Annotated in this window: 29 protein-coding genes; 7 read left to right on the top strand and 22 right to left on the bottom strand. The window is 57.7% G+C overall.

The features are described from left to right. Window positions 1-15: 15 nt before the first annotated feature. Both flgL and H0484_RS03545 read left to right on the top strand, forming a co-directional pair. The gene (gene flgL / locus H0484_RS03540; protein WP_226953068.1) at window positions 16-1,257 is read left to right on the top strand and encodes a flagellar hook-associated protein FlgL; all 1,242 of its coding nucleotides are present in this window, start codon (window positions 16-18) and stop codon (window positions 1,255-1,257) included. A 20-nt stretch (window positions 1,258-1,277) separates the two neighbouring features. Continuing rightward, window positions 1,278-2,630 (top strand): methyl-accepting chemotaxis protein, encoded by a 1,353-nt coding sequence (locus H0484_RS03545; protein ID WP_315859904.1) that lies wholly within the window; start codon window positions 1,278-1,280, stop codon window positions 2,628-2,630. Between the two features lie 17 nt (window positions 2,631-2,647). Here H0484_RS03545 and fliR read toward each other — a convergent pair whose 3' ends face one another. The 13 genes from fliR to fliF are packed head-to-tail and all read right to left on the bottom strand — an operon-like array spanning window position 2,648 to window position 13,405. Beyond that, window positions 2,648-3,436, bottom strand: coding sequence for a flagellar biosynthetic protein FliR (gene fliR, locus H0484_RS03550; protein ID WP_226953069.1), 789 nt, complete (start codon window positions 3,434-3,436; stop codon window positions 2,648-2,650). A 19-nt stretch (window positions 3,437-3,455) separates the two neighbouring features. After that, on the bottom strand, window positions 3,456-3,725 hold the full coding sequence (gene fliQ, locus H0484_RS03555) for a flagellar biosynthesis protein FliQ (protein ID WP_226953070.1): 270 nt from the start codon (window positions 3,723-3,725) through the stop codon (window positions 3,456-3,458). A 10-nt stretch (window positions 3,726-3,735) separates the two neighbouring features. Further along, complete coding sequence (gene fliP, locus H0484_RS03560) at window positions 3,736-4,491, bottom strand: flagellar type III secretion system pore protein FliP (protein WP_226953703.1); 756 nt, start codon at window positions 4,489-4,491, stop codon at window positions 3,736-3,738. Window positions 4,492-4,537: 46 nt separating this feature from the next. Next, on the bottom strand, window positions 4,538-4,870 hold the full coding sequence (gene fliO, locus H0484_RS03565; RefSeq protein WP_226953071.1) for a flagellar biosynthetic protein FliO: 333 nt from the start codon (window positions 4,868-4,870) through the stop codon (window positions 4,538-4,540). 3 nt (window positions 4,871-4,873) lie between these two features. Next, window positions 4,874-5,383: a flagellar motor switch protein FliN gene (gene fliN / locus H0484_RS03570; protein ID WP_226953072.1), complete on the bottom strand. Its 510-nt coding sequence runs from the start codon at window positions 5,381-5,383 to the stop codon at window positions 4,874-4,876. Then, window positions 5,376-6,383, bottom strand: a complete 1,008-nt coding sequence (fliM, locus tag H0484_RS03575) for a flagellar motor switch protein FliM (protein WP_226953076.1) — start codon at window positions 6,381-6,383, stop codon at window positions 5,376-5,378. Before fliM ends, fliN begins: the two co-directional genes overlap by 8 nt. A gap of 7 nt (window positions 6,384-6,390) precedes the next feature. Continuing rightward, the gene (locus H0484_RS03580) at window positions 6,391-6,855 is read right to left on the bottom strand and encodes a flagellar basal body-associated FliL family protein (RefSeq protein ID WP_226953077.1); all 465 of its coding nucleotides are present in this window, start codon (window positions 6,853-6,855) and stop codon (window positions 6,391-6,393) included. A 36-nt stretch (window positions 6,856-6,891) separates the two neighbouring features. Next, a complete protein-coding gene (locus tag H0484_RS03585; protein WP_226953078.1) occupies window positions 6,892-8,112 on the bottom strand; it encodes a flagellar hook-length control protein FliK in 1,221 nt (406 codons plus the stop codon). After that, the gene (gene fliJ / locus H0484_RS03590) at window positions 8,109-8,567 is read right to left on the bottom strand and encodes a flagellar export protein FliJ (RefSeq protein ID WP_226953079.1); all 459 of its coding nucleotides are present in this window, start codon (window positions 8,565-8,567) and stop codon (window positions 8,109-8,111) included. The genes H0484_RS03585 and fliJ overlap by 4 nt, the downstream gene beginning before the upstream one ends. Beyond that, window positions 8,560-10,029: a flagellar protein export ATPase FliI gene (fliI, locus tag H0484_RS03595; RefSeq protein ID WP_226953081.1), complete on the bottom strand. Its 1,470-nt coding sequence runs from the start codon at window positions 10,027-10,029 to the stop codon at window positions 8,560-8,562. The genes fliJ and fliI overlap by 8 nt, the downstream gene beginning before the upstream one ends. After that, the gene (gene fliH, locus H0484_RS03600; RefSeq protein ID WP_226953083.1) at window positions 10,026-10,784 is read right to left on the bottom strand and encodes a flagellar assembly protein FliH; all 759 of its coding nucleotides are present in this window, start codon (window positions 10,782-10,784) and stop codon (window positions 10,026-10,028) included. The genes fliI and fliH overlap by 4 nt, the downstream gene beginning before the upstream one ends. After that, window positions 10,777-11,787, bottom strand: coding sequence for a flagellar motor switch protein FliG (gene fliG / locus H0484_RS03605; protein ID WP_226953084.1), 1,011 nt, complete (start codon window positions 11,785-11,787; stop codon window positions 10,777-10,779). Before fliG ends, fliH begins: the two co-directional genes overlap by 8 nt. After that, on the bottom strand, window positions 11,774-13,405 hold the full coding sequence (fliF, locus tag H0484_RS03610) for a flagellar basal-body MS-ring/collar protein FliF (RefSeq protein ID WP_226953086.1): 1,632 nt from the start codon (window positions 13,403-13,405) through the stop codon (window positions 11,774-11,776). Before fliF ends, fliG begins: the two co-directional genes overlap by 14 nt. A gap of 264 nt (window positions 13,406-13,669) precedes the next feature. Between fliF and fliE the strand changes: the two genes are divergently transcribed. After that, complete coding sequence (gene fliE / locus H0484_RS03615; protein WP_226953088.1) at window positions 13,670-13,999, top strand: flagellar hook-basal body complex protein FliE; 330 nt, start codon at window positions 13,670-13,672, stop codon at window positions 13,997-13,999. A 21-nt stretch (window positions 14,000-14,020) separates the two neighbouring features. Here the strand turns inward: fliE and H0484_RS03620 are convergent, their stop codons facing one another. From H0484_RS03620 to H0484_RS03645, 6 genes are read right to left on the bottom strand one after another with little or no spacing between them, the layout of a single operon-like run. Beyond that, window positions 14,021-14,326, bottom strand: a complete 306-nt coding sequence (locus tag H0484_RS03620) for an EscU/YscU/HrcU family type III secretion system export apparatus switch protein (RefSeq protein WP_226953089.1) — start codon at window positions 14,324-14,326, stop codon at window positions 14,021-14,023. Continuing rightward, window positions 14,319-15,446 (bottom strand): flagellar hook-length control protein FliK, encoded by a 1,128-nt coding sequence (locus H0484_RS03625; protein WP_226953090.1) that lies wholly within the window; start codon window positions 15,444-15,446, stop codon window positions 14,319-14,321. The genes H0484_RS03620 and H0484_RS03625 overlap by 8 nt, the downstream gene beginning before the upstream one ends. Then, complete coding sequence (locus H0484_RS03630) at window positions 15,443-15,787, bottom strand: flagellar protein FliT (protein ID WP_226953091.1); 345 nt, start codon at window positions 15,785-15,787, stop codon at window positions 15,443-15,445. The genes H0484_RS03625 and H0484_RS03630 overlap by 4 nt, the downstream gene beginning before the upstream one ends. Before the next feature lie 27 nt (window positions 15,788-15,814). After that, entirely contained in the window at window positions 15,815-16,240 is a 426-nt protein-coding gene (gene fliS / locus H0484_RS03635; RefSeq protein WP_226953092.1) for a flagellar export chaperone FliS, read from the bottom strand. Window positions 16,241-16,244: 4 nt separating this feature from the next. Then, a complete protein-coding gene (gene fliD, locus H0484_RS03640; RefSeq protein WP_226953093.1) occupies window positions 16,245-17,645 on the bottom strand; it encodes a flagellar filament capping protein FliD in 1,401 nt (466 codons plus the stop codon). A 23-nt stretch (window positions 17,646-17,668) separates the two neighbouring features. Continuing rightward, complete coding sequence (locus H0484_RS03645) at window positions 17,669-18,052, bottom strand: flagellar protein FlaG (RefSeq protein WP_226953094.1); 384 nt, start codon at window positions 18,050-18,052, stop codon at window positions 17,669-17,671. Window positions 18,053-18,294: 242 nt separating this feature from the next. Between H0484_RS03645 and H0484_RS03650 the strand changes: the two genes are divergently transcribed. From H0484_RS03650 to H0484_RS03665, 4 genes are all read left to right on the top strand, one after another. Beyond that, complete coding sequence (locus H0484_RS03650; RefSeq protein WP_226953095.1) at window positions 18,295-19,035, top strand: RNA polymerase sigma factor FliA; 741 nt, start codon at window positions 18,295-18,297, stop codon at window positions 19,033-19,035. A 69-nt stretch (window positions 19,036-19,104) separates the two neighbouring features. Continuing rightward, entirely contained in the window at window positions 19,105-19,953 is an 849-nt protein-coding gene (ypfJ, locus tag H0484_RS03655) for a KPN_02809 family neutral zinc metallopeptidase (protein ID WP_226953096.1), read from the top strand. Between the two features lie 88 nt (window positions 19,954-20,041). Then, window positions 20,042-20,221 (top strand): hypothetical protein, encoded by a 180-nt coding sequence (locus H0484_RS03660; RefSeq protein WP_226953097.1) that lies wholly within the window; start codon window positions 20,042-20,044, stop codon window positions 20,219-20,221. Further along, window positions 20,197-20,598, top strand: coding sequence for an EAL domain-containing protein (locus H0484_RS03665; RefSeq protein ID WP_226953098.1), 402 nt, complete (start codon window positions 20,197-20,199; stop codon window positions 20,596-20,598). Before H0484_RS03660 ends, H0484_RS03665 begins: the two co-directional genes overlap by 25 nt. Before the next feature lie 5 nt (window positions 20,599-20,603). Here H0484_RS03665 and H0484_RS03670 read toward each other — a convergent pair whose 3' ends face one another. The 3 genes from H0484_RS03670 to rsfS are packed head-to-tail and all read right to left on the bottom strand — an operon-like array spanning window position 20,604 to window position 22,128. Further along, a complete protein-coding gene (locus H0484_RS03670; protein WP_226953099.1) occupies window positions 20,604-21,245 on the bottom strand; it encodes a Maf family protein in 642 nt (213 codons plus the stop codon). Then, window positions 21,245-21,715: a 23S rRNA (pseudouridine(1915)-N(3))-methyltransferase RlmH gene (gene rlmH, locus H0484_RS03675; RefSeq protein ID WP_226953100.1), complete on the bottom strand. Its 471-nt coding sequence runs from the start codon at window positions 21,713-21,715 to the stop codon at window positions 21,245-21,247. Before rlmH ends, H0484_RS03670 begins: the two co-directional genes overlap by 1 nt. Further along, window positions 21,715-22,128: a ribosome silencing factor gene (gene rsfS, locus H0484_RS03680; RefSeq protein ID WP_226953101.1), complete on the bottom strand. Its 414-nt coding sequence runs from the start codon at window positions 22,126-22,128 to the stop codon at window positions 21,715-21,717. Before rsfS ends, rlmH begins: the two co-directional genes overlap by 1 nt. Window positions 22,129-22,137: the final 9 nt, after the last annotated feature.

The raw sequence follows: 22,137 nt of genomic DNA on the forward strand, positions 1-22,137 counted from the left end.
CACCCGGAGTAACTCATGCGTATCAGTACCTCTTTGTTTTTCCAGAACGGACTGCAAACCATCAATACCCAACAGGGTGATTTGATGCATCTGTACCAGCAGCTAGGCAGCGGTCGGCGCATGGTCACGCCGGCCGACGATCCTTTGGCGGCGGCGCAAGCCATCAATATCACTCAGGCTCAGGCCATCAATCAAAGCCATGCCGACAACAGGGCTGTGCTGAGCAGCAATCTGTCTGCCGAAGACGGGGCCCTGGGCTCGGCTACCTTATTGTTGCAAGACTTGAAAACGCGTTTGGTCGAAGCCGGTAACGGTACGATGTCCGATGCAGACCGCGCTTCGTTGGCCGAAGTGCTGGCCAGCACGCGTGACACCATGATGGGCATTGCCAATCGCACCGATGGCAATGGGCAGTATCTGTTTTCCGGTCATTCGAGCAGTCGCCCCGCTTTCGATGAAAATACTGGCGCCTACTTGGGTGATAACGGGCTAAGAAAAGTGCAGGCCGATGCCACCCGCCAGATTGCTGGCAACGATATTGGTTCTGTCGTGTTTGCCAAGGCACCAGATGGCAGTCAAGCCTATGTTTCGGCTGCTGCTGCAGGCAATACCGGTTCTGGCCACATTGCTGCTCCGGTGGTTCAAGACACTCAGCACGCCTGGGTTCGCGAAGCTCGTGGCTTTACGATCAGCTTTCAAGAGAACAGCTCGGGGGAAATCGAGTACGTCGTGCAGCGTGCCGGCGAGTCGCCATTGCCGGCGGTTCCCTACGATGCAGCGGCGGGCAAGATCAGCCTGGGGAATGGCGATGGCGTAGCCGTGCAAGTGAGCTTCTCGGGCCAACCGGCAGCCGGTGATGCGTTTACGGTTACGCCGGCTAGCGACACCGACATGAATATGTTCCAGACGCTAGACCATCTGATCGCGGCGCTGGGTACGCCTGTCAGTGGCAATGCCTCGGCGCAGGCAAATCTGGACAATGCCTTGTCCAGTGCCATGCAAAAGATCAACCTCAATTATGACCAGGTGCTGTCTGTGCGTGCTTCGGTGGGCACGCGTCTGAACGAAATCGATGCTCTGGATGGGGCGGGCAAGCAGCGCGATCTGGGGTTCAGCAATCGTCTCAGTCAACTCGAAGACGTGGACTACTACACGGTTGTTTCCCAACTGCAGTTGCGTAGTGCGGCTCTGGAAGCTGCCGCCATGGCTTTCAAGCAAATCCAGAGCAGCAGTCTGTTCATCATGAGTAGCCAATAATTACCAGGAGAAGCGTCATTATGAGTCGATGGTCATTGCGGGTCAGTTTGCCCGGCATTTTGTTGCTGCTAAGCGTCAGTGCGTTGGCGGCGGCCGTGTTAGGGTTCGGCGGTTGGTCGCAGGCCGAGTGGGCGCGCTATGCGCTGATGGCCATGGCTGTCCTCTCGGTCTTGCTTCTGTTGTGCGGTTTAAGGGTTGTGTACACCGGTGTTCTGCAACCGGTGGTTCTGGCACGGGGTCGTCTCGACCTTATCAGTAAGTGCGACCTCAGCTTTCCTGCCGAAATCGTAAGCTCGCGTAACGAAGTCGGGTCTTTGCTTAATTCCTTGAAAAAGCATCAAGACGGTATGGCGCGCAGCATACATATTGTGCGTCGCAGCCTAAGCGGCATAGGTTCGAATGCCCAGCAAATCGTTCTAGGCAACAGCGACCTTAGCGGTCGTACCGACCAACAGGCTGCTTCATTGCAGCAGGCGGCAGCCAGCATGGAAGAACTGGCCAGCACGGTCAAGCAAAATGCCGATAACGCGCGTCAGGCCAACCAATTGGCTGTCACCGCTTCCGAAGTCGCTCAACGTGGCGGGCAGGCGGTTGGCGAAGTGGTTTCCACCATGCAGGGTATTTCCGCCAGTTCCAGAAAAATTGCGGACATTGTCGGCGTCATCGACAGCATTGCCTTCCAAACCAACATCCTGGCTCTGAATGCCGCTGTAGAGGCCGCGCGAGCAGGAGAGCAAGGGAAAGGCTTCGCCGTCGTGGCTTCCGAGGTACGCGCTTTGGCCCAGCGCAGTGCCCAGGCAGCGCGTGAAATCAAAGACCTCATCGAAGATTCCGTGCGCAAGGTGTCAGAAGGTTCCGAGCAAGTCGAACGGGCAGGGGCAACGATGGACGAAATCGTTTCGTCCGTCGCCCGTGTCACCGATATCATGGGCGAGATCTCGGCTGCCACGGTCGAGCAATCCAGCGGTATAGATCAAATCAATATCGTCGTCTCGCAGATAGACAATGTCACGCGACAGAATGCTCAGTTGGTTGAGCAGGCCGCCGGGATAGGCGACATGTTGCGCAGCGATGTCGAGCAAATCAAGAGCCACATGAACCGCTATGTGTTGCCGCCCAGTGCAGTGATTGATGTGCCCGCTAAAATCATCAAGCCCAATGTGCTTGCTGAACCTCAGCAGCAAGTGTCGTTGGGTGGCCAAGGCGCTGCAACATCGGCATTACCTCGTCAGGGTGAGGGTAGCCGCCTTGAGGCGGGCGCAGCACGAGGGGCAGGCAGGCCCGCCGCCTTGCCTGCCGCTTCGCAACAGGTTAAACGGCCCGACACTAACGGGCGTTCGACCTCATCGGAAGATGACTGGGAAGAGTTCTAGACGCCATGGCCCCTGCGCTACATCGGGGCCAGTGCATTCGCCAACTGCCGCATGACTAGCAGGGCCGTATTAAAAAGCCTGCTCAGAAACGGCGCGGTTTGCGGCAAAATCACTGCCAATAGAATCAAACCCGATAACAGGCTTATCGGGAATCCGACGGCAAACACCGAAAGCTGCTGAGCCGTACGGTTAAGAATGCCTAAGGCCAAACTGATGCATAGCAGGGTCATGACCAGGGGCAAAGCCAGCAGCAAGCCCCCGGTCAGCACCTGAGCGCTCCAGTGAAATAGCACTTGCCAGGCGCCGGCATCCAGACTGCCGGGCGCAGCAGGTAAAACGGTAAAGGTATGAAACAGCGCTTGCAGCAGCATCAAGTGGCCGTCCAAAGTCAGAAATACCAATATGGCCATCATGTTCATCAGGCGCGAGAGGACAGTGGTGTTGGCACCTGTGGCGGGGTCAAAAAACGAGGCAAAGGACAGACCCATTTGTAAACCTATCAGCTCGCCTGCTGTTTGCACGGCGGCAAAGGCGATACGCATGCATAAGCCTAAGCCCAGCCCTATCAGCACCTGTTGAGCCGTTGTCCATAAGCCTAAATAAGAAGCCGGTGAAATAGCGGGGGCTGGGGGGAGCACCGGTGCGATAGCCAGGGCTGTGAGGGCGGCCAGGCCCACTTTCGCACGGGTGGGGATAGTGGATTCTCCCAGGACCGGGGCCGTTGTGATCAAGGCAAGCAGGCGGACAAACGGCCAGAAGGCAGAGTTGATCCAGATATAAAGGGCGTCGAGGCTGAAGCTGATCACGGTTGAACGCTAGCTTGTCTCAATGCGCCAAGCCAGGCAGGCCGGTGAGTACCTGACGAAAGTAATCGATCAGTGTGGTCAGCAACCATGGGCCTATCAGCACGACAGTAAGGGCTACGGCCAATAACTTGGGAATGAAAGACAGCGTCATTTCATTAATTTGTGTGGCGGCTTGGAAGATGCTGATCAGCAAGCCCACTACCAAGGTAGCCAGCAGCAGTGGGCCGGCGATGTAGAGGGCAATCTTCAGCGCATGGTAGGTAAGCGACATTACGGTGTCGGGCGTCATGATGGCGTTCCTAAACGTAAAAGCTGCGCGCCAGCGAACCTATCAACAAGTGCCAGCCATCAGCCAGTACGAACAGCATCAGCTTAAAAGGCAGCGAAATAGTCACTGGCGGCACCATCATCATCCCCAAAGCCATCAATACACTGGCTACGACCAAGTCTATGATGAGAAACGGAATGAACAGGGTGAAGCCGATCTGGAAGGCAGTTTTGAGCTCACTGGTCACAAAAGCGGGAATCAACACGCGTAAAGGAACGTCCTCGGGCTGACTCCAGGTGCCCGATTGCGATAGCTCGGCGAACATGGCCAAGTCGGTTTCTCGGGTGTGATGCAGCATGAAAGCATGCAGCGGTTCAGAGGCTTTTTGCAGCGCTTGCTCAAAACTGATCTGGCCTTCGCTAAGGGGTACATAAGCTTGCGCGTGTATTTGGTCGAAAACGGGCGACATGGCGAAGAAGGTCAGAAACAACGCTAACCCTATCAGCACAGAGTTGGGCGGCGAGGCGCCGGTGCCCATGGCATTGCGTAGCAAGCCCAACACAATGATGATGCGGGTAAATCCCGTCATCATCAGCAGCATGGCAGGCAGGAATGACAGCAGCGTCAGCAGTAGCAGGGTTTGCAGGCTGAGCGAATAGGTTTGTGAGCCGTCTGCCCCTGGGGTGGCGGTGATGCCGGGAAGCAAGGACTGCGCCATGATGGCCGCCGGCGCCAATAGCAAGGCGACGCCGCCGCTCTTGGCTAACACGGGCCAAGAGCGGCGCATGCCTTGCCTTAGCATTTTGGATCCGCAAGAAAAAGACATGATGGGGTTAGGAACGAACGCGAGCCAGGGTTTGGGCCAGTGCGGCAGAAAAACCCTGGGTTTGGGGCGCATTTTGAATGTCGGTAGGCGCTGCGGGGCTGCTATGCAGCAGATTCACTTGCTGAGGGGTGATGCCCAGCACCAGGGTGGTTTGGTCTACGCGCACGACGGCGATGTGGGTGCGGGGCGGACCCAGGGGCTGTGCATCCAATAGGGTGATGCGTTGGCCTTGGGGACGTCGCCTACCCTGCGTGCGACGGAGTATCCAAGCCGAGGCCAACAACAGGCCTATGATGACAAGCAGGCTCAGGGCAACGCGTAGCAGTTCGGCAGCTTCCATAGCTTAGCGGCGGCTATTAAGTCGGTTAAGTCGGTCTGCCGGCGTGATGATATCGGTCAGGCGTATTCCGTAGCGGTCGTCCACAACCACGACTTCGCCTTGGGCAATCAGATAGCCATTGACGTAAATATCCATGGGTTCGCCTGCCAAACCATCTAGTTCGATGACCGAGCCTTGTCCCAATTGCAGGATGTTCTTGATCGTCATACGCGTCCGGCCAAGCTCAACCGAGAGCTGCACGGGAATATCAAGAATCAGGTCGATGTCACTGGTGGCACTCTGGCCGATGTCAACCAAAGGCTGGAAAACACCTGGTGCCGGCGCGGGGCTGGGGCTGGGAGCTGCGTTGGAAGCCGCTTGTTCGGCCATGGCGCGAGCCCAGTCGTCATCCACACCTTTCAGGCCATCTGCCTGGGAAGGGGGCGGGTTGGCATTTTGTTCTGACAGGGCCGCAGCCCAGTCGTCGGCGGGGTCGGCGTCCGTCTTCTTGTCGGGGTCGGTGATGTCACTCATGCTTGTTTGCCTCGGGGGAGATCGGTTCGCTGTTTTGCACCATGTGCTGCACTTTCAGGGCATAACGACCGTTGAAAGTGCCGTAGGAGCAGGTCATGATGGGAATACTGCCGACGAAGGTTTGTATGGAACTGGGGATGTCCAATGGCAAAACATCGCCTTTGCGCAGTTTCATAAGTTGCTTCACGGTACTGGGGATACGCGCAAACTCGGCTTGAAGCTCGACGTCGGCGCTACGGACCTCGCGCGAAAGCTGGTGGGTCCAGCGCAAATCTACTTCGTTCAAGCCAGTATCTTGTAAAGGCCGCGTCAGTAGATCGCGTATGGGTTCTATCATCGAGTAAGGCAGGCAAATACTGAGATTGCCGCCCGATGCGCCCAGTTCGATATTGAAGGAGGTCACCACGACAATCTCGTTGCCGCTGGTAATGTTGGCGAACTTGGTGTGCATTTCCGAGCGAATATATTCGAACTCGATCGGATAGATATTCTGCCAAGCCGAACCGTAGGCTTCCAGTGTCAAGTTAAGCAGGCGCTGAATAATGCGCTGCTCGGTCGTGGTGAAGTCTCGACCCTCGATACGGGTGGCGTAACGACCGTGCCCCCCGAATAGGTTGTCTATGATCAGAAAAACCAGGTTTGGGTCAAAGGTGAACAGCGACACGCCCCGCAATGGCTTCATGGCCACCATATTCAGGTTGCTGGGGACGGGCAGGTTGCGTTCGAACTCGGAGTATTTTTGCACCTTGATGGTCGCGACCGTGATGTCGGCGTTGCGACGCATGAAACTCAATAAGGTGCTGCGCATCTGCCGGGCAAAACGCTCGTTGATAAGCTCGAGCGTTTGCATGCGATGCCGCACGACACGGTCGGGCGAGCTTAGGTCGTAAGGGCGAACGCCTGTCGGGGCTGCGACGGGCGTTGCCGACTGGCTTTCACCCGTGACGCCCGCCAACAAGGCATCGACTTCATCCTGGGAAAGGAAGCTGGAGTACGCCATTATCTATTTACTGAACCACGAATGCAGTGAACAGCACACCCATGACATCGGGGCCGTTCTGGCGGGGGGGATAGGGGGCGTTGATGGCCTTGCGCAGGCTTTCCGCCAAGGCAATGCGGCCATCGGTCTGCTGTACGCGCGAGGAGGAGTGCCGGCTTAGCTCGGTGAGAATGCGGTTGCGCACCTCGGGCATGTATTCGATGAGGTAATTGCGTGCAGTCTGATCCGCAACGCGCAGGGTGATCTCTAGATAGAGAATCTGCGGCATGTGGTTGTCTTGCAGCGTAACGGTGAATGGGTCCAAGGCCAGAAAAATAGGGGTGGCGGGGGGCGCGGCCTCGGCTTCCTTTTCAATGCCGGTGCCGACTTGGGGGCCGGATTGCATACCCAGCTTGCCAAAATAGAGCAGAGCACCGCCGGCGCAAACGGCGACCAGGATAAGGATGAGCAGAATGGTATTCAGGAAGCGCATGGCACGTAGGTATCAGCGATGAGAGGTCTGGCCCGGTCAGGCATAGGTGTTGATAATCAGATGGCTTTCAGCAGCCTTGGCCACTACAGCTGGTGCAGAAGACTGCGTATCGGCGGTGTTTACCAAGATAGCCGGCGTGGAACGGCTGGCTTGCGCGGGAGGCGGCTGCTGACCGGCCTGATCGCTACCCACATGTGTATTGCCCAGTGACAGCCCTGCATCGGCCAATTGCTGGGCCAGATGGGGCAGGGCGGACTCTACCGCTTGGCGAACGGATGCATGGGACGAGACAAACCAGGCATGGGCAACATTGTCTTGAATCTGCAAAGTCACGCGCAGCGGGCCTAGGTCGGGTGGGTCTAAACGTAATTCGGCCTGTTGAGTGCCGTTGGCACCGGATTGCAAAGCATGACCGACTTGTTGAGCCATGGCCCTACCCCAAGCGGGGTGCTCAAGTGAGGGGGCGATGGAGAGCATCAGCGTTGAGGCGCCAGGGCTTATTGTCGTAGCTGGCAGCCCAGTGGTTTGTGAAACGGAGCTGACCGTTGATAAGCCTACTGAAGCTTCGGAAACGACAGGGGCAGCAAGCTGAGAAGAACCGGGCTCGCTGGCAGATCGAGGCGATGCTGCGAGTGGGCTGATCTGTGCGGGTTCGGTTTGCTGCGCATCGGTTAACGTGAAGCGCTGGACGGCTTCTGCGCCGTTCATGCCGCGTGTGGGCACTATCGTCGAACCGGCGGCGGGCTGCTTGCGAAGCGATGGGCTCGCGCCGGCTGGGGATTGCTGGCTCCAGGTGTTTTCTGACTTTGTGGGCGTCAAGATGCCGTTTTGCACCAGAGCATCTTCTGGTAAGACCGCACTGGACGAATTAAGAGCATCAGCTGAGTAGGCAGAAAGTAACACGCGTGATGCCGCCGGAGGGTGTAAGGCGGGACTGGCGCCTTCAACCGATTCCTCAGGGTGAAGGGGCGATGCCTGTTGAGCGACGACCTGCGGGGCAGAGTTGGGGAAGAAGTCTGCGAGCAATTGGCGCGCGGCCTCTTCGGCCTGTGAAGACTCTGAAGAAGACAGGGGGTCTTCTTGGGGCTTTGGGGTTCGAGCACCTGCTGCCCGGGGCTGCTCGGTTGGCCGTTGAGAGGCCAGCAGTTGCGGAAAAGTTTGCTCGCCTTCTGGATGGCGGCGCTCGGCCAGCCCGCCCTGCTCGGTGCCGGCTGGCTGTGCGGATAACTGCGAGGTCGAGACTGGCATCATGGTCATGAGAAAGCAGTAGATGATGTTTGCAGGACAGTGCGACGCGATGCGCGCTCGTCGGTCTGGCGTTGTTCCTTGCGTTTTTCTTCTTGCAGTCGGGCATGGGCACGCCGAGTTTTCAGCGCGTCATAGGCATCAAGTTGGCGTTTTTTCTGTTGCCAGGTGGAACGCGCATGGGCCATGGCGTCCTCTAGTTGGTTGACTGTCTTATTTTGCAGTGAAATGGCGTTATCCAATGTCTCGAGGAACTGCACAAAATTGCGATAGTTCGACGCTGACACGCCTGCGCCCAGCGATTGCTGCGCGCGTTGCTGATAATCGTGGCGATAGGAGTCCAGTTGCTGTCTTTGCTCTTGGGCCAGTCTCAGTTTGTCGGCTGCATTGCGCAAACCCAGCGCGGCATCGTCCAATTGCTGGCGAGCCAGATCAAGCAGGATGTCCAGATTTGCGGTGTCAGCCATGGAAAGCCTCTCGGTGGAAGTAGGGTTGCATCAAAGAGCCAAGCTCCAGGGCCGTTTGTTCGTAGCCCACGCGCTCGCGCATGCCTTGCCTTAGAAAACTGCGTAAACGTGGGTAGGCGTCTATGGCTTGGTCGACCTCCGGGTCATTGCCTCGGCTATATGCACCTACGGCAATCAAATCGCGGTTGCGTTGATAAGCAGACAGCAATTGCTTAAAACGATGCGTCATCGCCAAATGACTTTGATCTATCAGGCTGGGCATGACGCGTGAGATAGACGCCTCAATATCGATGGCGGGGTAGTGGCCCGTTTCCGCCAGACTGCGCGACAGCACGATGTGGCCGTCCAGAATGGCGCGAGCAGAGTCTGCGATAGGGTCTTGCTGGTCGTCACCTTCTGTGAGCACCGTGTAGAAAGCCGTGATAGACCCGGCTGGTAGGCCAGGCTTATCGGTGCCGGTGCCGGCGCGCTCGACAAGTGCGGGTAAGCGCGCGAATACCGATGGCGGATAGCCTTTGGTGGCCGGCGGCTCGCCGATTGCAAGGGCAATTTCGCGTTGGGCCATGGCAAAACGCGTCAGCGAATCCATGATCAAAAGTACATGCCTGCCCTGGTCGCGAAAGTGTTCGGCCAATCGGGTGGCATAAACAGCGCCTTGTAAGCGCAGCAAAGGCGAGACATCGGCAGGTGCCGCTACCACGACCGAGCGGGCTATGCCCTCAGGGCCCAAGTTATGCTCTATGAACTCTTTAACTTCCCGGCCTCGCTCGCCGATAAGGCCCACGACGACGACGTCGGCAGCGGTATAGCGTGCCATCATGCCTAGCAACACACTTTTGCCCACGCCAGACCCTGCGAACAAGCCCATGCGTTGTCCGCGACCCACGGTAAGCAAGCCGTTGATGGCACGCACCCCGACATCCAGGGCAGTGTCTATGGGTGAGCGTTGCAGTGGGTTAAAGTGGCGCGCGCTTAGCGAGGCTTGTGGCACGTTACGCAGATTGCCTAGCTCATCCAGTGGGCGGCCTGCGCCGTCAAGAACCCGGCCCAGCAGGGCGTCGCCCACGGGCAAATGGCGTGCCAAAGAGACGGCGGGGGCCAAGGTTTCCAAACTGTCGGGTTCGGCGAGTACCGGCAAGATGCCAGGAGCTTCTTGAGGAATCACGCGCGCACCCGGAGGCAAACCCGAGATGTCGCCCTGCGGCATCAGAAACAATTGGCTGCCGTGAAAACCCACGACTTCGGCGTCTACCCAGAGGCCTGCCGCCGCGTTGCACTCGATGCGGCAAGCCGCACCGACGGGAAGCCGGAGACCGGTGGCTTCGAGGACCAGACCCGTGGCGCGCACCAACTTGCCCGAAGTTTGGCAGGGCTCAATGCGTCTGACCTGGCGAGCGGCGGCTTCCAGTATGGTGTTCCAGCGTTGAACATCAGGCAGGCGTGGATCCCTCTGGGAGTTCATTTGCTCTCCTGCCAAGCAGGGGCGTGTGTTGCGAGGCTACCGGCAACACGTGCCCAGCGCGTTTGCAAGGTGGCATCTATTTCGCCCAAAGAGGTTTCCAACACGCAACCACCGGGCGTAAGGGTATCGTCGTGAAGTAACTGCCAGGGGGGAGGTGCGGGTAGCGAACGGAAATACTGTTCAAGCAGCTCGTGGTCGGATGGATGGATGCGTATACGAATCCAGCTGAGTTGACCTTCCTGCGGTTGCAGCAGTTCGCGCACGGTATGTACGAGCGACTCGGGTTGAGCGTTGAGCGTTATCTGAACGACATGCCGAGCTATGTGCAGAGCAAGATCGACCAGGCCTTGCGCAACTTGCGTATTGAGTTGCTCTAGCGCTGATTCGGCGCTTTGCAACAAGCCATCAAGCTGTGCTGCTCGACGGTTTTGCTCTTCCAGGGCTTGTTCCATGCCTGCTTGGAAACCTGCGGCATGGCCTTGTTCATGTCCCGCTTCTTGCCCCTGGGCAAAGCCGGCTTCATAGCCTTGGGTGTGACCTTGCTCGCGAGCTTGATCCTGCAGCTGTTCGAGTAATAAGTCCAGGTCGCCGCCGTCTGGCTCTACCGGCTCGGGAGTGACTGGCGGCGGTGGGGGTGACGTATCCAGAGACGACGGGCGTGGGCTTGAGTCTCCCACTTCGTGCATTTCCCAGCGCCGCCAAGCGGCGCGAGTGGCGCCGCTGCGGCCAGAAAGTGACGAACCGTCGTTAGACATATTCGTCGTCTCCCATTCGACCCAGATTGATCTGGCCGGTCTCGGCGAGTTTCCGGGCCGTCAGCAAGATGGCCTTCTGCGCCTCTTCAACGCGGGACATGCGGACCGGGCCTTGGGCCTCCAGATCTTCGCGCAGCATATCGGCGGCGCGATTGGACATGTTCTTGAAGAACCTGTCACGTAGATCTTCGGGGGCGCTCTTGAGGGCAAGCGGCAGCAGGGTGGGGTCGGCTTCCTTGAGGATGATCTGTATGGCTTCGTCTTCCAGATCGGCCAAGTTATCGAAGACGAACATTTCCTCCATGATGCGTTGCGTCAGGTCGGCATCCAGTTCGCGCAAGTCGGCAATGAGCGCATCTTCGTCGGTAGAGCTCATGAAATTGATGATTTCCGCAGCCGTGCGTACGCCGCCCATCTTGCTGCGTTTGGCGCCCTGGCCCGACAATACATCGCTGAGTACGTCGGTAAGTTCGTGTAGAGCAGCGGGTTGCACACCGCCAAATGTGGCGATGCGCAGGATGACGTCGTTACGCAGTCTTTCATTCAGGTGCGAAAGTACGGCTGAGGCGCGATCGCGTTCCAGGTGAACCAGGATGGTTGCAATAATTTGCGGATGCTCTCCACAAATCAGTTCAGCTACGCTGTTGCCCTCTAGCCAGTTCAGCGAATCTATGCCGTTGGCTCCGTCGCTGGCCTCAAGAATGTCTTCTATCAGGCCGGCAGCACGGTCGGTACCTAAAGCCTTGGTCAAGACACTACGGATATATTCGTCCGAGCCCAGCGAGACAGCCATGAACTGATCCGCTTCTTCGCGAAAACTCTCGAGGACTTCGTCGACATCGCTACGGGTAATCTGCTTGAGATTAGCCATGGCTATACCTACTCGCTGCACCTCGCGGGCTGACAGAAACTTGAAGACCTCGGCGGCGGCATCCTCGCCCAACGACATCATCAAAATGGCGCAGCGTTCCAGGTGGTCGTCGTCGCTGCTAGTCCTTGCCATTTTTTTCCATCCAAGAGCGCATCACCATGGCGACTGCACGCGGATCTTTCTCTGCCAACGTGCGCGCCACATTCAGGTTTTCTTCGTAACGAGTCATCTCAGATGCCCGGCGCTGAGCTTCAGCAGCCATTTCAGCCGCTGTATCCGGCAACGCTGCCGGCTGCGGGGCAGCCTGGTTCAACTGGCGTAAAACCGGCTTGATCAACTTGAACCAGAGGAACAAGGCGATCAGCAGGTAAAGCAAGTAGCGCCCGAGTTCCAAAGCAAGCGCTTGGTTGGCCTCGTCTTGCCAGAAAGGCGGGGCGACGCTAACGTCATCTGTGGCGAAAGGGCTGTTGATGACACTGACCGAGTCGCCCCGAGCTTCGGAATAACCCATGGCGTCTTTGACCAGGCGTGTGAGCTTGTCGAGTTCGGCAGGTGGCAGCGCTTGGGGATTGCCTTCGGCGTCAAGGATGTAGTTGACGACTACGGCGACCGACAGGCGTTTGATTGTGCCTGGCGTATCTTTCGTGTGACTGATCGTGCGGTCGACCTCGTAGTTGTACGTGGCGTCATTTTGCAGAGACTGCGCACGGTCGGAGGCAGCGCCCGGCGTGGCAAGGGCGTCTGCCGCCGGGGCGTCAGCAGGAGGCGGCTGAACGGTAATAGGGGCTTCAACCGGCCCCGGGGGTTGGTTGGAGAGTGCTCCGGGAACGCCGCTGGCAAGATTATCTTGGCCTTGTTCCACCGTGCGCAATTGCTTGCTGCGCACAGCCTCTTGCCCCGGATTTTGATTGGGGCGGTAGATTTCAGCGGTTTGCTCGCGCTGCGCAAAGTCGAGTTCGGCACTGGCTTGGGCGCGAACGTTGGTCTTGCCCACCAATGGTGCCAGCAGCGTCAGAATACGCTCTTGCGTGCGCTGTTCGACATCTCGGGCCAATGCCTGTTGGTCGCGGTGAGGTTCGGCTTGACCATTTTGACTGGACAGCATGCGGCCAAGCTGATCCACCACCGACACGTGTTCGGCTTGCAGCTTGGGCACGCTGGAAGAAATGAGCCAGGTGATAGCGGCAACTTGGGCGTCGCTCAAGGTACGCCCCGGATAGAGCGTTACCAGCACCGAAGCGCTTGGAGGATGGCGATCGCGCAAAAAGAGGGATTCGCGAGGCAAGGCTAGATGAACGCGCGCGCGCTGAACCGCGTGAATGGACTGTATGGAGTTGCCCAGTTCGCCCTCAAGCGCTCGCTGATAAGAGAGTTGCTCGGAGAACTCGCTGGCGCCAAAACGCGTGTTGTCCAGGAGCTCGAAGCCTATATTGCCGCTGCGGGGTAGGCCTTGACCCGCCAAGCTCAGACGTGCCTCGTGGACGCGATCGGCGGGGACAAGAATCGCTGAGCCGTTGTCCGAAAAGCGATAGGGCACGTTCATTTGAGACAGGGCGTTGACGATAGCGCCGCCGTCGCGGTCTTCAATGCCCGCAAATAGCACCTGATATCTGGGCTGGCTGGCCCACATCGTCACGACGATCAAGGCAGCCACGAGCGCGGCTCCCACACCCAGAAGCAGAGGGAGAGGTAGAGCCAATAAACGGCCAAGAGCGGGGAAGCGCGCTGTCAGCGCTTCTTTTTGTGTCATGCGGCAGCTCGGAGCGAGGCGGCTCGCGCAGGCAGGTGCCAGCGGCAGGCTGGAGAAAGAGTCAGCATTTAGAAAAAACAACAAAAACCGAACCGTAACGCCCAGGGGCGTGCGCGACCATCTCGCCGCGCTGATGGAATCATAAAGAGTGGCTGATTTTTGGAAGGGTGGAAAAACCGGGTCTTTTGGCGGCTAATAGCTGTCTTGATGCAGTGCGGCGTACGGTAAAGTCCGTCTGTCCTTTCCTATACCGAGATCTGCGGCATGACTTCACCCGTCTCTAATATGGCTGCTCTTGTGGGGCAGATGCGCCAGGTGGCACAAGCTGCCGGCCAAACGAATCCTACGCAGACCGAAGCTTCCCTGCCGCCGGGAGGGTTCGCCACAGAACTTAAGCGTGCCCTGGATAAAGTATCTTCCATGCAGAATGCAGCCACAAGTCAGGCCCAAGCGTTTACCATGGGAGAGCCGGGCGTGGCTTTGAATGACGTCATGATAGATATGCAAAAAGCCGGTATCGCTTTTCAGACGACGGTTCAGGTGCGCAATCGCTTGGTGGCCGCGTATCAGGAAATCGCAAGCATGCCCGTATAAGCGGCAGGGTCAAGGTGTGGCCTATGATGCCGCCGGGGTCGAGCCGGATGGGTCAACTGAGGCTTGGTTCTCTAGCGTATAAACCCAGGTCAGCAACTCGGCGATAGCCTGGTAAAGCTCGGGTGGAATGTGTTTGTCCAGGTCTACCTGCATCAGCAAACCCACAAGCTCTGGTGATTCGTGCACGTATAAACCGCTGTCTTGGGCACAGCGAATAATATTCTCAGCAACGGTGCCATAGCCTTTGGCCACGACTCGGGGCGCGCCATCCTCGGGTTCATAGCGTAGAGCAATGGCGCGTTGGCGCGGAGGGTTGGATTCACTCATGATGCGGCTTTAACGGTGCCGTGGCTTGCTCAGAGCCGGCAGGCTGCAGGTGCTCGTCATCGAACTCAGCGTGGATGTCCAGTTGATTCAAATGCAGACCGCAGGCGTGCATCTGTTGGCGCAAAGTGTCGGCATGGGCCTTTAGCTGCTCTTGTGCCTTTGGGGCGGCAAGGTGGATATTGAGCATGCCGTCGACGACAAGCAAGCGGGCGTGAATTTCCCCAAGCTTGGGCAATCGGAGGGTCAGCGTACTGGACCAATGGTGCGACTGCTCATCGAAAGAGCCGTCTTCTTGACGGCCATCTCTGGCGATGCGCCATTCCATAGTGGCTTGGGGCCAGACTTCGCCACGCCATTGCAAGGTGTGTAAAGCCAGGGTTTCCAGTTGTTGCCGAACAGTGAGTGCAGCCTCTTGCGGTATGCCCGCGACTCGGGGGGCGGGATCTGCACCTTCTTGAGCGGGGAGAGTGTCAGCCAGGCGGGCTTGCGGCTCGGAGAGAATCTGAGCACGTGAATATCGGCCTAGCGAGAACTCCGCAAGATGGGATTCGTAAAACAGGCCGCTGCGGTTTATGGCCTGTTCAAGTGCTTGAAACAGGTTGCCTGCCATGGGTGAGCTGAAAGCAAGCGCTGTCGGTGTCAGGCTGGTTGCAGCGGGTGGGTTGTTGATCACGCGGGGAGCGGCGGGCTCGGGCAACAAAGCCTGAGGCTGAGTTAGGGCGGGCAAAGGTGAAGGGTATTGCCTGAGTAACTGCACGAGCGTTTGAGCGACATTGCCCAAAGAAATAGGCGCCGAGGCTGTGCCGGGAAGGTCGGCGTTGGGCAGTGAGGGCAGGGAGCGTTCGGTGCTGCCGGGAGCAGGGGCTGACGCCGGTCTGTTGCCTAAAAGCTTGGGCTGTTGCTGTTGCTGTTGTTGCCTAGGTGCCTCAGGCAAGGGGCCGGGTGGTCGTTCCGGAGAATGGGCCGGACTTTCTACGGCCTGAGCCTTGGGCGTTTGTGGTATGAAATCTTGTGTGGTGGGGCGTGTGGAGGAAACCAGTTGTTGCGCCAGTTTGGTACCCAGCAGCGTATCTAGGCGTTGAGCAAGTAGATGGCTGCTCGTGAGACGCGAAATGCTCATGAAGCCTGATGGGGGCCGTAAGCTTGATGCAGTGATTGCTGGCGTTTCAAGCTACCCATCATGTGCCCTAGTCGAGCAAGCTCGGGCATAGCCAGTTCGCGCAATAGCGCATCGTCGTGAAGAATTTTGGTTAACAGGATCTGACGCGCCTGAGGGTTGGCAACGTCAGGCCCAGAAACCTCGCGCAGAGCCTCGACAGCATCGCGATACTGCTGGCTCAGTGTAATGACCCCCGACCAGTCGTGGTTCTGGGCCAGCTCGAGCATTTTTCCCGATAGTTCGGCAAGGTGTTCGTAGCAGCGAAGGCCGGGATCGGCGTTGCGCGGGGTGATGGTAGGCATAATGCGTGCTAAAGCCTTAGGCGCGGTTCAGGAGGGCTGTGTAGAAGCAAGGTTGGCCAGATTCTGCTGCCAGCCTGCACTGATGTTGGCGAGCATCTTCTGGGCAATTTCCAGGCGGTCGAGATCGGCCTCAAGGTTGGCCATCATCAAGTGCTGGATGATGAGGTCGTAGGTCTGGGCCAGATTTTTCGACAGCTCGCCGCCGGCTTCCATGTCCAGACTGCTTTTCAAGCCAGAATCTATGATGTCTATGGCCTTGGAAAATGCCTGGCCTCGTTGGGCTGTCTGGCCCTGAATAAGATGGGCTTTGGCTTTTACCAGGGCGGCGTCGGCACCTTCGAACAGCAGGGTAATCAGCTGTGCTGGCGAGGCGCTCATGACGCGGGTTTCCAGGGCGATATCGGCGTAGGCTTTTGCAGAGCGACCGGGGCGGCGGAGTGTGGAACCGTACATGGCGTCAGGATTTGCTGGATTGAGAGTTGAGGTTGCTGAGCATGGCCAATTGTTGCGTGAGGTAGTTGCTGATGGAGCTCATTTGCGCGACGGTTTGGTCTAGTGCCACGAACTGCGCGCGATAGGTTTCCATGCGCTGATCTATGCGTTCAGAGGTGGCGATGTAATCGTTGTCGAGCAATTTGGCGCTACGTTCTGCGCCGTCGGTGGCACTTTTTATCATGCCGTTGCTGCCCGTGATGGACTGCACCGTAGACGTGACACGTTGCACTAAACCGCCTTCTCCGGAGAGCAAGCGTTGTACATCGGGTAAATTTTCAGCCAGGGCTTTGGACAGCTTGGCATCGTCAACTTTAAGAGCGCCGGTGCTGGGGTCTGTGCTGATACCCATTTGGGATAAAGAGCGTACTTGACCCTCGGTTGCGGTGACGCCCAAGGCGTCGCGCATGAGGCTTTGTACACGACGGGCTATGGAGTCACCCGTGAGCGGGCTGCTCGTGCCTTCGTCTACGTTGAAACCGGTGAGCGCAGTGAGTGTGCTTTGCAGCGCGTTGTAAGCGCTGACGAAGCCTTTCACGGCTGCCGTACCCGCGCTGTCGTCTCTGGCAATCTTCAGGGACTGTGCGGTACCGGCTTTGGCAAGCTCCAGGGTGACGCCTTCTATGGCTTGCTCTATTTTGTTGCTTTGGCTGGTGATGCTGATGCCATTGACGTCTATCAGGGCGTTGGTGGCTGCGACGCGCTCTTCCATGGCTGACGGCTGTGTGGCGTCGAAGCCCAACAGCGCTTGCAGGCTGTTGCCGAGGTCTGTGCTGCTGACGCTGATATTGCTTAGGGCTGCGTCGGTACCGGTTTCGGCCGAAGTGAGTAGAAGGCGATGGGGCGTGTCCGAACCATCGTTGACCAGCGTGGCGCGCACGCCAAGATCGGTATCCGCATTGATTGCGGCAACAAGGTCTTCCAGCGAGGTGGCTTGACTTTGAAGGTCGAGGGTGGATTGCTTGCCATCACCGAAGGTAAAGGTGATGAGACCACCATTGCCCAAAGAAGCTTTGCGGTCGGCCTGCCCGGCAGACACCAGGGTTTGAGACCCCGCCAGTTGTTGTACTTCGATGCGATAGTCGCCAGCGATGGCCTTGCCACCGGCGCTGGCGGTAAAAGTATCCCCTGTGGTGGTGGCCTTGAGGGCGCCCAAGGTATTGCTTTTATTGAGTGCTTCCGCAGCTGTTTTGACGTTTTCGACAGCGTTCTTGAGCGTGCCATACGCGGAAATGCGATTTTGAGTAGCGTCGTAGCGTGTCTTGATGAGGGAGAGCGCTTGATTCTCGCTGGTGCGCAGATCGGTAAGCAATTGCTCGAGCGGTAAGCCCGAACCCACGCCGATATTAGAGATGGAAGTGGCCATGATAGGGATTCCGGTGACGGTGTTCAGGCTTTGGTATTAACGTGTTGGCCTTGCAGTTGAACGATCATTTTGGCAATGCGGATAACGGCATCGCTGGGAACCGTACGCAAGACTTCCCCGCTTTGGGAGTCGATGATGGAAACCACCAAGCGTTGGGCTTCTGGGTCTATGTCGAAGCGCATGCCAGTTGCCCAGGCCTGCAAACCGTCGTTGATCTCATCCAACGAGCCGCTGAAACCATGCTGATCGGTTTGAGAGGATTGACCGCCGGTTGCGTTTCCCTTGTTTTGGCTGTCGCCCATTGCTGTGATTTGTGGAATGGCTTCCGGCAGAATGGGGCGCTCGGTTTCTCGGACCAGAGGCAACGAAGCGGCAGTCGAGGAGAGAGGATCGAGAGGATGTACCATGAAGAGGTCTCCTGAGCGGGGAGGGCTGGTGCGTGCAAGCTTGGCGCAAAGAGCCCTTGCCTAAGCCGGCGCGGCGGGCGTATTGCGGTTATGCCACGCTTACGGCCAGAATAAGAGAAACTTTAGCAGTCATGGCCCTAGCACTAATCACTGGAACAGTAAGGGAAAAGCCGGGTAGATCAGCGCGCCTTTTGCCGAGAAAGCGGCGAAAATGATAGTGCAAGCTTTCCGTCTCCGACCGCATGGCTATTTCCGAAGAACAACTCATCAAACAGCATCTGCCCTTGGTTCGGCGTGCCGCGCTACAACTGATTGCGCGCTTACCGGCCAATGTGCAGCTTGACGATCTCATGCAAGCGGGCATGATAGGTTTGCTGGATGCCGCGCGCCGTTATCAGCAGATGGAGCAAGCACAGTTTGAAACCTACGCCCAGACCAGAGTCAGGGGCGCCATGTTGGATGAACTGCGCAGCCAGGATTGGCTACCGCGGGCTGTCAGGGGTAAAGCCAGGCAGATAGAGCTTGCCATCCAGAAATTGAACCATCAACTGCTGCGCCCACCCACTGACAGCGAGATTGCCGAATCCCTGGATATGGAAGTGGGCCAATATCACGAGTTGTTGGACGATGCCCACGGCGTGCAAGTTCTGCATTATGAAGACTTGCACGGCGGCCAGGATGCCGGCAGTGCGGTCGAACTGGATAAAGCGGGAAGCACTACGCCGCAAAACCAGTTGTATATAAAACGTCTGCGTGAAGCCTTGGTTCAAGCGATAGGGGCACTGCCAGAACGCGAGCGCTTATTGCTCTCTTTGCAGTTCGAACATGATATGACTCAGAAAGAAATCAGCCTTACCATGGGTGTAAGCGAGGGGCGGGTGTCACAGTTACGCTCTCAAGCCATTGCCCGTATTCGGGCCGAACTGGGTGAAAACGACTGGACGCAGAGCGCCGACGAAGATATTCTCGAGAAACTAATCTAAGCCGTTTCCCTGGAAACGGGGGACGAAAGTGAGAGATGATATGCGTTTTTCGTCTCCGAGGGGATGGTTATGCGTATTGGTCGGTCACGTAAAAGTGAGAATATTGAAGATCGTAGGGCTGCGGGCCCGCGGGTGGGCAAGGGTAAGCTAGGTATAGGCACGCTGGTTCTGGTGCTGGCAGCGCTGTACTTTGGCATTGATCCTTCAGTGGTGTTGCAATTGGCCGAGGCGCCGCAGCAGCAAGGGGCGCACCAGACCGTCCAGACAGGAGCCCCCTCTGATCCTCAGGGCGAGTTCGTTGCTCGGGTGTTGGGCGATACCGAGGATGTCTGGCGCTCAGTCATGCAGTCTCAAACCAATGGCAGCTATCAAGACGCCACCGTGGTGTTGTATAGGGGGGCCACGCCTACCGCGTGTGGCACCGGTCAATCGGCCATGGGGCCGTTTTATTGTCCGGCAGATGCAAAGATCTATGTGGATCTTGCTTTTTTCGACGAACTTGAGCATCAGTTGAATGCGCCGGGTGAGTTTGCCCGCGCCTATGTCTTGGCGCACGAGGTTGGTCACCACGTTCAGAATCTGCTTGGCACCCTGGATCGCGTGAATCGCGAACGTAGTCGTTTACCCGAGGTGGCTGCCAACCGCTTGTCCGTTCTAACCGAACTTCAGGCAGACTGCTACGCGGGGGTGTGGGCTCATCACGCACAAGCGCAGCGGGGCATCCTGGAAGACGGAGACATCGAGCGGGGGCTGGCGGCAGCCAGTGCTGTAGGCGACGACACTCTGCAGCGACGCGCGGGTGGCCGGGTGGTACCCGACTCTTTCACGCATGGGAGTTCGCAGCAACGCATGCAATGGTTTGCACAAGGATGGCAAACTGGCCGCTTGGCCGATTGCGACCCTTTTGCCTTATCCTGACCATGTCACCCGCTGGCTTAGGGGCTGAAAATATAGGGGGCTCTCAATGTCTGTCTTGCGGTGCTTGTTGACGAGTGTATTGATAGCCATGTTTGCCGTATTGGCAGGTACTTTGGTATTGGTAGCCGACACCAAGCGCCAGCATCTGAGCGAACAACAAGAAAGCCACGCCCGGCAAGCCGCTGCCGCCTTGGCGCTGATGCTTGAACAGGTCTCGGATCAGACCGCCGAGCAGCGTGCACCATGCTGGCCAGACATCGTAGCGTGACGCCCAGGCTGATCATCGAGTTGGATGCCTTTGCGCTTTCTGCACAGGCTCAACGAGATTATGGCAACGATATCGTGAGTCTGTGCAGACGCTTGCACAGTGAGTTCGGTATGCGTGTGGGCTTGCGTGCCCTGACCCAGCAAATAGAAGTCATGTATCGCCTAGGCGAGCTGGCATGTGCTTACGTCAAACTGGGTGAAGACTTCATCGATTTGCTTCAGGGCTCTACAGGTGCTCGCGAACTACTGCGAGCCCTGGTGCGCACGGCCCGCACCGGCGGCATCGAAGTGGTAACGATGCGGGTCTCGGATGGCGATGAGCGTGAGTGGCTCAGGCGCGAAGGGGTGGGTTCACTGCAGCTGGAGCGTGCGCACTAGGCCACTTAGGATGCGCGCCACGGCATCAAAGTGCTAAGGCCGGCTTGCTCGATGAGGGCGTAGGTTTCACGTATGGGCAAACCCATAATGCCACTGTGGCTCCCGGCAATATGACTGACAAACAGCGCGGCACGGCCTTGGATGGCGTAGGCTCCAGCTTTGCCCATAGGCTCGCCGGTGCGGCAATAATCGACGATTTCCTCATCTTTCAGATGGGCGAAAGAGACTTCACTTATGCTTAAAGCATGCAAGCGTTTAGCGCCTACGTCTATTACCACTGCGCTTAGAACTTGATGAGTGGTGCCGGAAAGCCTGCGAAGGAAGAGCGCGGCTTGCTCTGCATCGTTGGGCTTGCCAAAAATCTCGTCACCCAGCGCAACGGTGGTGTCAGCCGCCAAAATGGGCTGTCCACTTGATTGGGCCTCATGAGTTTCCAACCATTGGCGCGCACGCTGAGCTTTATCGTAAGCAGTGCGGCATACATAATCAATGGGAGATTCGCCTGCTAGCCTGGGCTCATCTTCGCCGGGTGGAGAGGGTACTCGCAGCACTTCGTGACGTACCTGCATCTGATCAAGAAGCTCGCGTCGGCGCGGACTGGCTGACGCCAGCCAGAGTTTATTGGGGTGAGAAATCGAAGTGCCCATCAGCTGCGATGATAAGGGTGGTTAACCATAATGGCCCAGGCGCGATAGAGTTGCTCGGCCAGGATGACACGAACCATTGGGTGTGGCAGGGTCAGTGAAGACAATCGCATCAGCCCGTCGCAGCGACGCTTAAAGTCGGCATCCAGCCCGTCGGGGCCCCCTATGATCAGGGCAACATCACGACCTTGTTCGCGCCAGCCCGTCAGCTGTGCAGACAACTGCATGGTGGTGAGGTCCTTGCCATGTTCGTCCAGTGCAATACGCAAGGCTCGTGGGGGCAAAGCAGCCTCAAGGCGAGTGGCCTCGGCTTGCATCAACTGAGGGGTGGACTTGCCGCTGGTACGCGGTTCGGGCTTGATTTCTTTGAGTTCTAGGCTGCAGTCTGCGGGCAGGCGTTGTGCGTACTCATGCCAACCGGTTTCCACCCATTTGGGCATGCGGGTGCCGACGGCAAAAACTAACAAACGCATCAGTAATCAGCCGCGTCCGTTTCTGTATGGCCGATGTTGGCAAAACCTGCCACAGGCTGGCTGGATTGCGGCAGCAGCTTGACGCGCACAGGTTTGCCACCCCAGACTTCTTCCAGGTTGTAATACTGGCGAATAGCGGGCTGCATGCAGTGCACGACGATATCGCCTAAATCGAGCAACACCCATTCGCCGCTATCTTGGCCTTCGTAGGCCAAAATGGGCAATTTGTGCTCACGTACTTTTTGCGCCACGCTCTCGGCCAAAGCGCGGGTTTGCCGATTGGAGCTACCGCTGGCGATGACGACGCGGTCAAACAAGCCGGTGAGATGCGTGGTGTTGAAGATTTTTATGTCTTGAGCTTTGACGTCTTCAAGAGCGTCAATGACCAAGCGTTGAAGTTTTGTAAGTTCCATGGCGCAACT

This window comes from Mesopusillimonas faecipullorum, from assembly GCF_020539505.1.
Classification (GTDB): domain Bacteria; phylum Pseudomonadota; class Gammaproteobacteria; order Burkholderiales; family Burkholderiaceae_B; genus Mesopusillimonas; species Mesopusillimonas faecipullorum.

Excerpts from the sequence above, each read along its gene's own strand:
- flgL (WP_226953068.1), top strand. The coding sequence starts at position 16 with ATGCGTATCAGTACCTCTTTGTTTTTCCAGAACGGACTGCAAACCATC.
- H0484_RS03545 (WP_315859904.1), top strand. The coding sequence starts at position 1,278 with ATGAGTCGATGGTCATTGCGGGTCAGTTTGCCCGGCATTTTGTTGCTG.
- fliQ (WP_226953070.1), bottom strand. The coding sequence starts at position 3,725 with ATGACGCCCGACACCGTAATGTCGCTTACCTACCATGCGCTGAAGATT.
- fliP (WP_226953703.1), bottom strand. The coding sequence starts at position 4,491 with ATGCGCCGCTCTTGGCCCGTGTTAGCCAAGAGCGGCGGCGTCGCCTTG.
- fliO (WP_226953071.1), bottom strand. The coding sequence starts at position 4,870 with ATGGAAGCTGCCGAACTGCTACGCGTTGCCCTGAGCCTGCTTGTCATC.
- fliN (WP_226953072.1), bottom strand. The coding sequence starts at position 5,383 with ATGAGTGACATCACCGACCCCGACAAGAAGACGGACGCCGACCCCGCC.
- fliM (WP_226953076.1), bottom strand. The coding sequence starts at position 6,383 with ATGGCGTACTCCAGCTTCCTTTCCCAGGATGAAGTCGATGCCTTGTTG.
- H0484_RS03580 (WP_226953077.1), bottom strand. The coding sequence starts at position 6,855 with ATGCGCTTCCTGAATACCATTCTGCTCATCCTTATCCTGGTCGCCGTT.
- H0484_RS03585 (WP_226953078.1), bottom strand. The coding sequence starts at position 8,112 with ATGACCATGATGCCAGTCTCGACCTCGCAGTTATCCGCACAGCCAGCC.
- fliJ (WP_226953079.1), bottom strand. The coding sequence starts at position 8,567 with ATGGCTGACACCGCAAATCTGGACATCCTGCTTGATCTGGCTCGCCAG.
- fliI (WP_226953081.1), bottom strand. The coding sequence starts at position 10,029 with ATGAACTCCCAGAGGGATCCACGCCTGCCTGATGTTCAACGCTGGAAC.
- fliH (WP_226953083.1), bottom strand. The coding sequence starts at position 10,784 with ATGTCTAACGACGGTTCGTCACTTTCTGGCCGCAGCGGCGCCACTCGC.
- fliG (WP_226953084.1), bottom strand. The coding sequence starts at position 11,787 with ATGGCAAGGACTAGCAGCGACGACGACCACCTGGAACGCTGCGCCATT.
- fliF (WP_226953086.1), bottom strand. The coding sequence starts at position 13,405 with ATGACACAAAAAGAAGCGCTGACAGCGCGCTTCCCCGCTCTTGGCCGT.
- fliE (WP_226953088.1), top strand. The coding sequence starts at position 13,670 with ATGACTTCACCCGTCTCTAATATGGCTGCTCTTGTGGGGCAGATGCGC.
- H0484_RS03620 (WP_226953089.1), bottom strand. The coding sequence starts at position 14,326 with ATGAGTGAATCCAACCCTCCGCGCCAACGCGCCATTGCTCTACGCTAT.
- H0484_RS03625 (WP_226953090.1), bottom strand. The coding sequence starts at position 15,446 with ATGAGCATTTCGCGTCTCACGAGCAGCCATCTACTTGCTCAACGCCTA.
- H0484_RS03630 (WP_226953091.1), bottom strand. The coding sequence starts at position 15,787 with ATGCCTACCATCACCCCGCGCAACGCCGATCCCGGCCTTCGCTGCTAC.
- fliS (WP_226953092.1), bottom strand. The coding sequence starts at position 16,240 with ATGTACGGTTCCACACTCCGCCGCCCCGGTCGCTCTGCAAAAGCCTAC.
- fliD (WP_226953093.1), bottom strand. The coding sequence starts at position 17,645 with ATGGCCACTTCCATCTCTAATATCGGCGTGGGTTCGGGCTTACCGCTC.
- H0484_RS03645 (WP_226953094.1), bottom strand. The coding sequence starts at position 18,052 with ATGGTACATCCTCTCGATCCTCTCTCCTCGACTGCCGCTTCGTTGCCT.
- H0484_RS03650 (WP_226953095.1), top strand. The coding sequence starts at position 18,295 with ATGGCTATTTCCGAAGAACAACTCATCAAACAGCATCTGCCCTTGGTT.
- ypfJ (WP_226953096.1), top strand. The coding sequence starts at position 19,105 with ATGCGTATTGGTCGGTCACGTAAAAGTGAGAATATTGAAGATCGTAGG.
- H0484_RS03660 (WP_226953097.1), top strand. The coding sequence starts at position 20,042 with ATGTTTGCCGTATTGGCAGGTACTTTGGTATTGGTAGCCGACACCAAG.
- H0484_RS03665 (WP_226953098.1), top strand. The coding sequence starts at position 20,197 with ATGCTGGCCAGACATCGTAGCGTGACGCCCAGGCTGATCATCGAGTTG.
- H0484_RS03670 (WP_226953099.1), bottom strand. The coding sequence starts at position 21,245 with ATGGGCACTTCGATTTCTCACCCCAATAAACTCTGGCTGGCGTCAGCC.
- rlmH (WP_226953100.1), bottom strand. The coding sequence starts at position 21,715 with ATGCGTTTGTTAGTTTTTGCCGTCGGCACCCGCATGCCCAAATGGGTG.
- rsfS (WP_226953101.1), bottom strand. The coding sequence starts at position 22,128 with ATGGAACTTACAAAACTTCAACGCTTGGTCATTGACGCTCTTGAAGAC.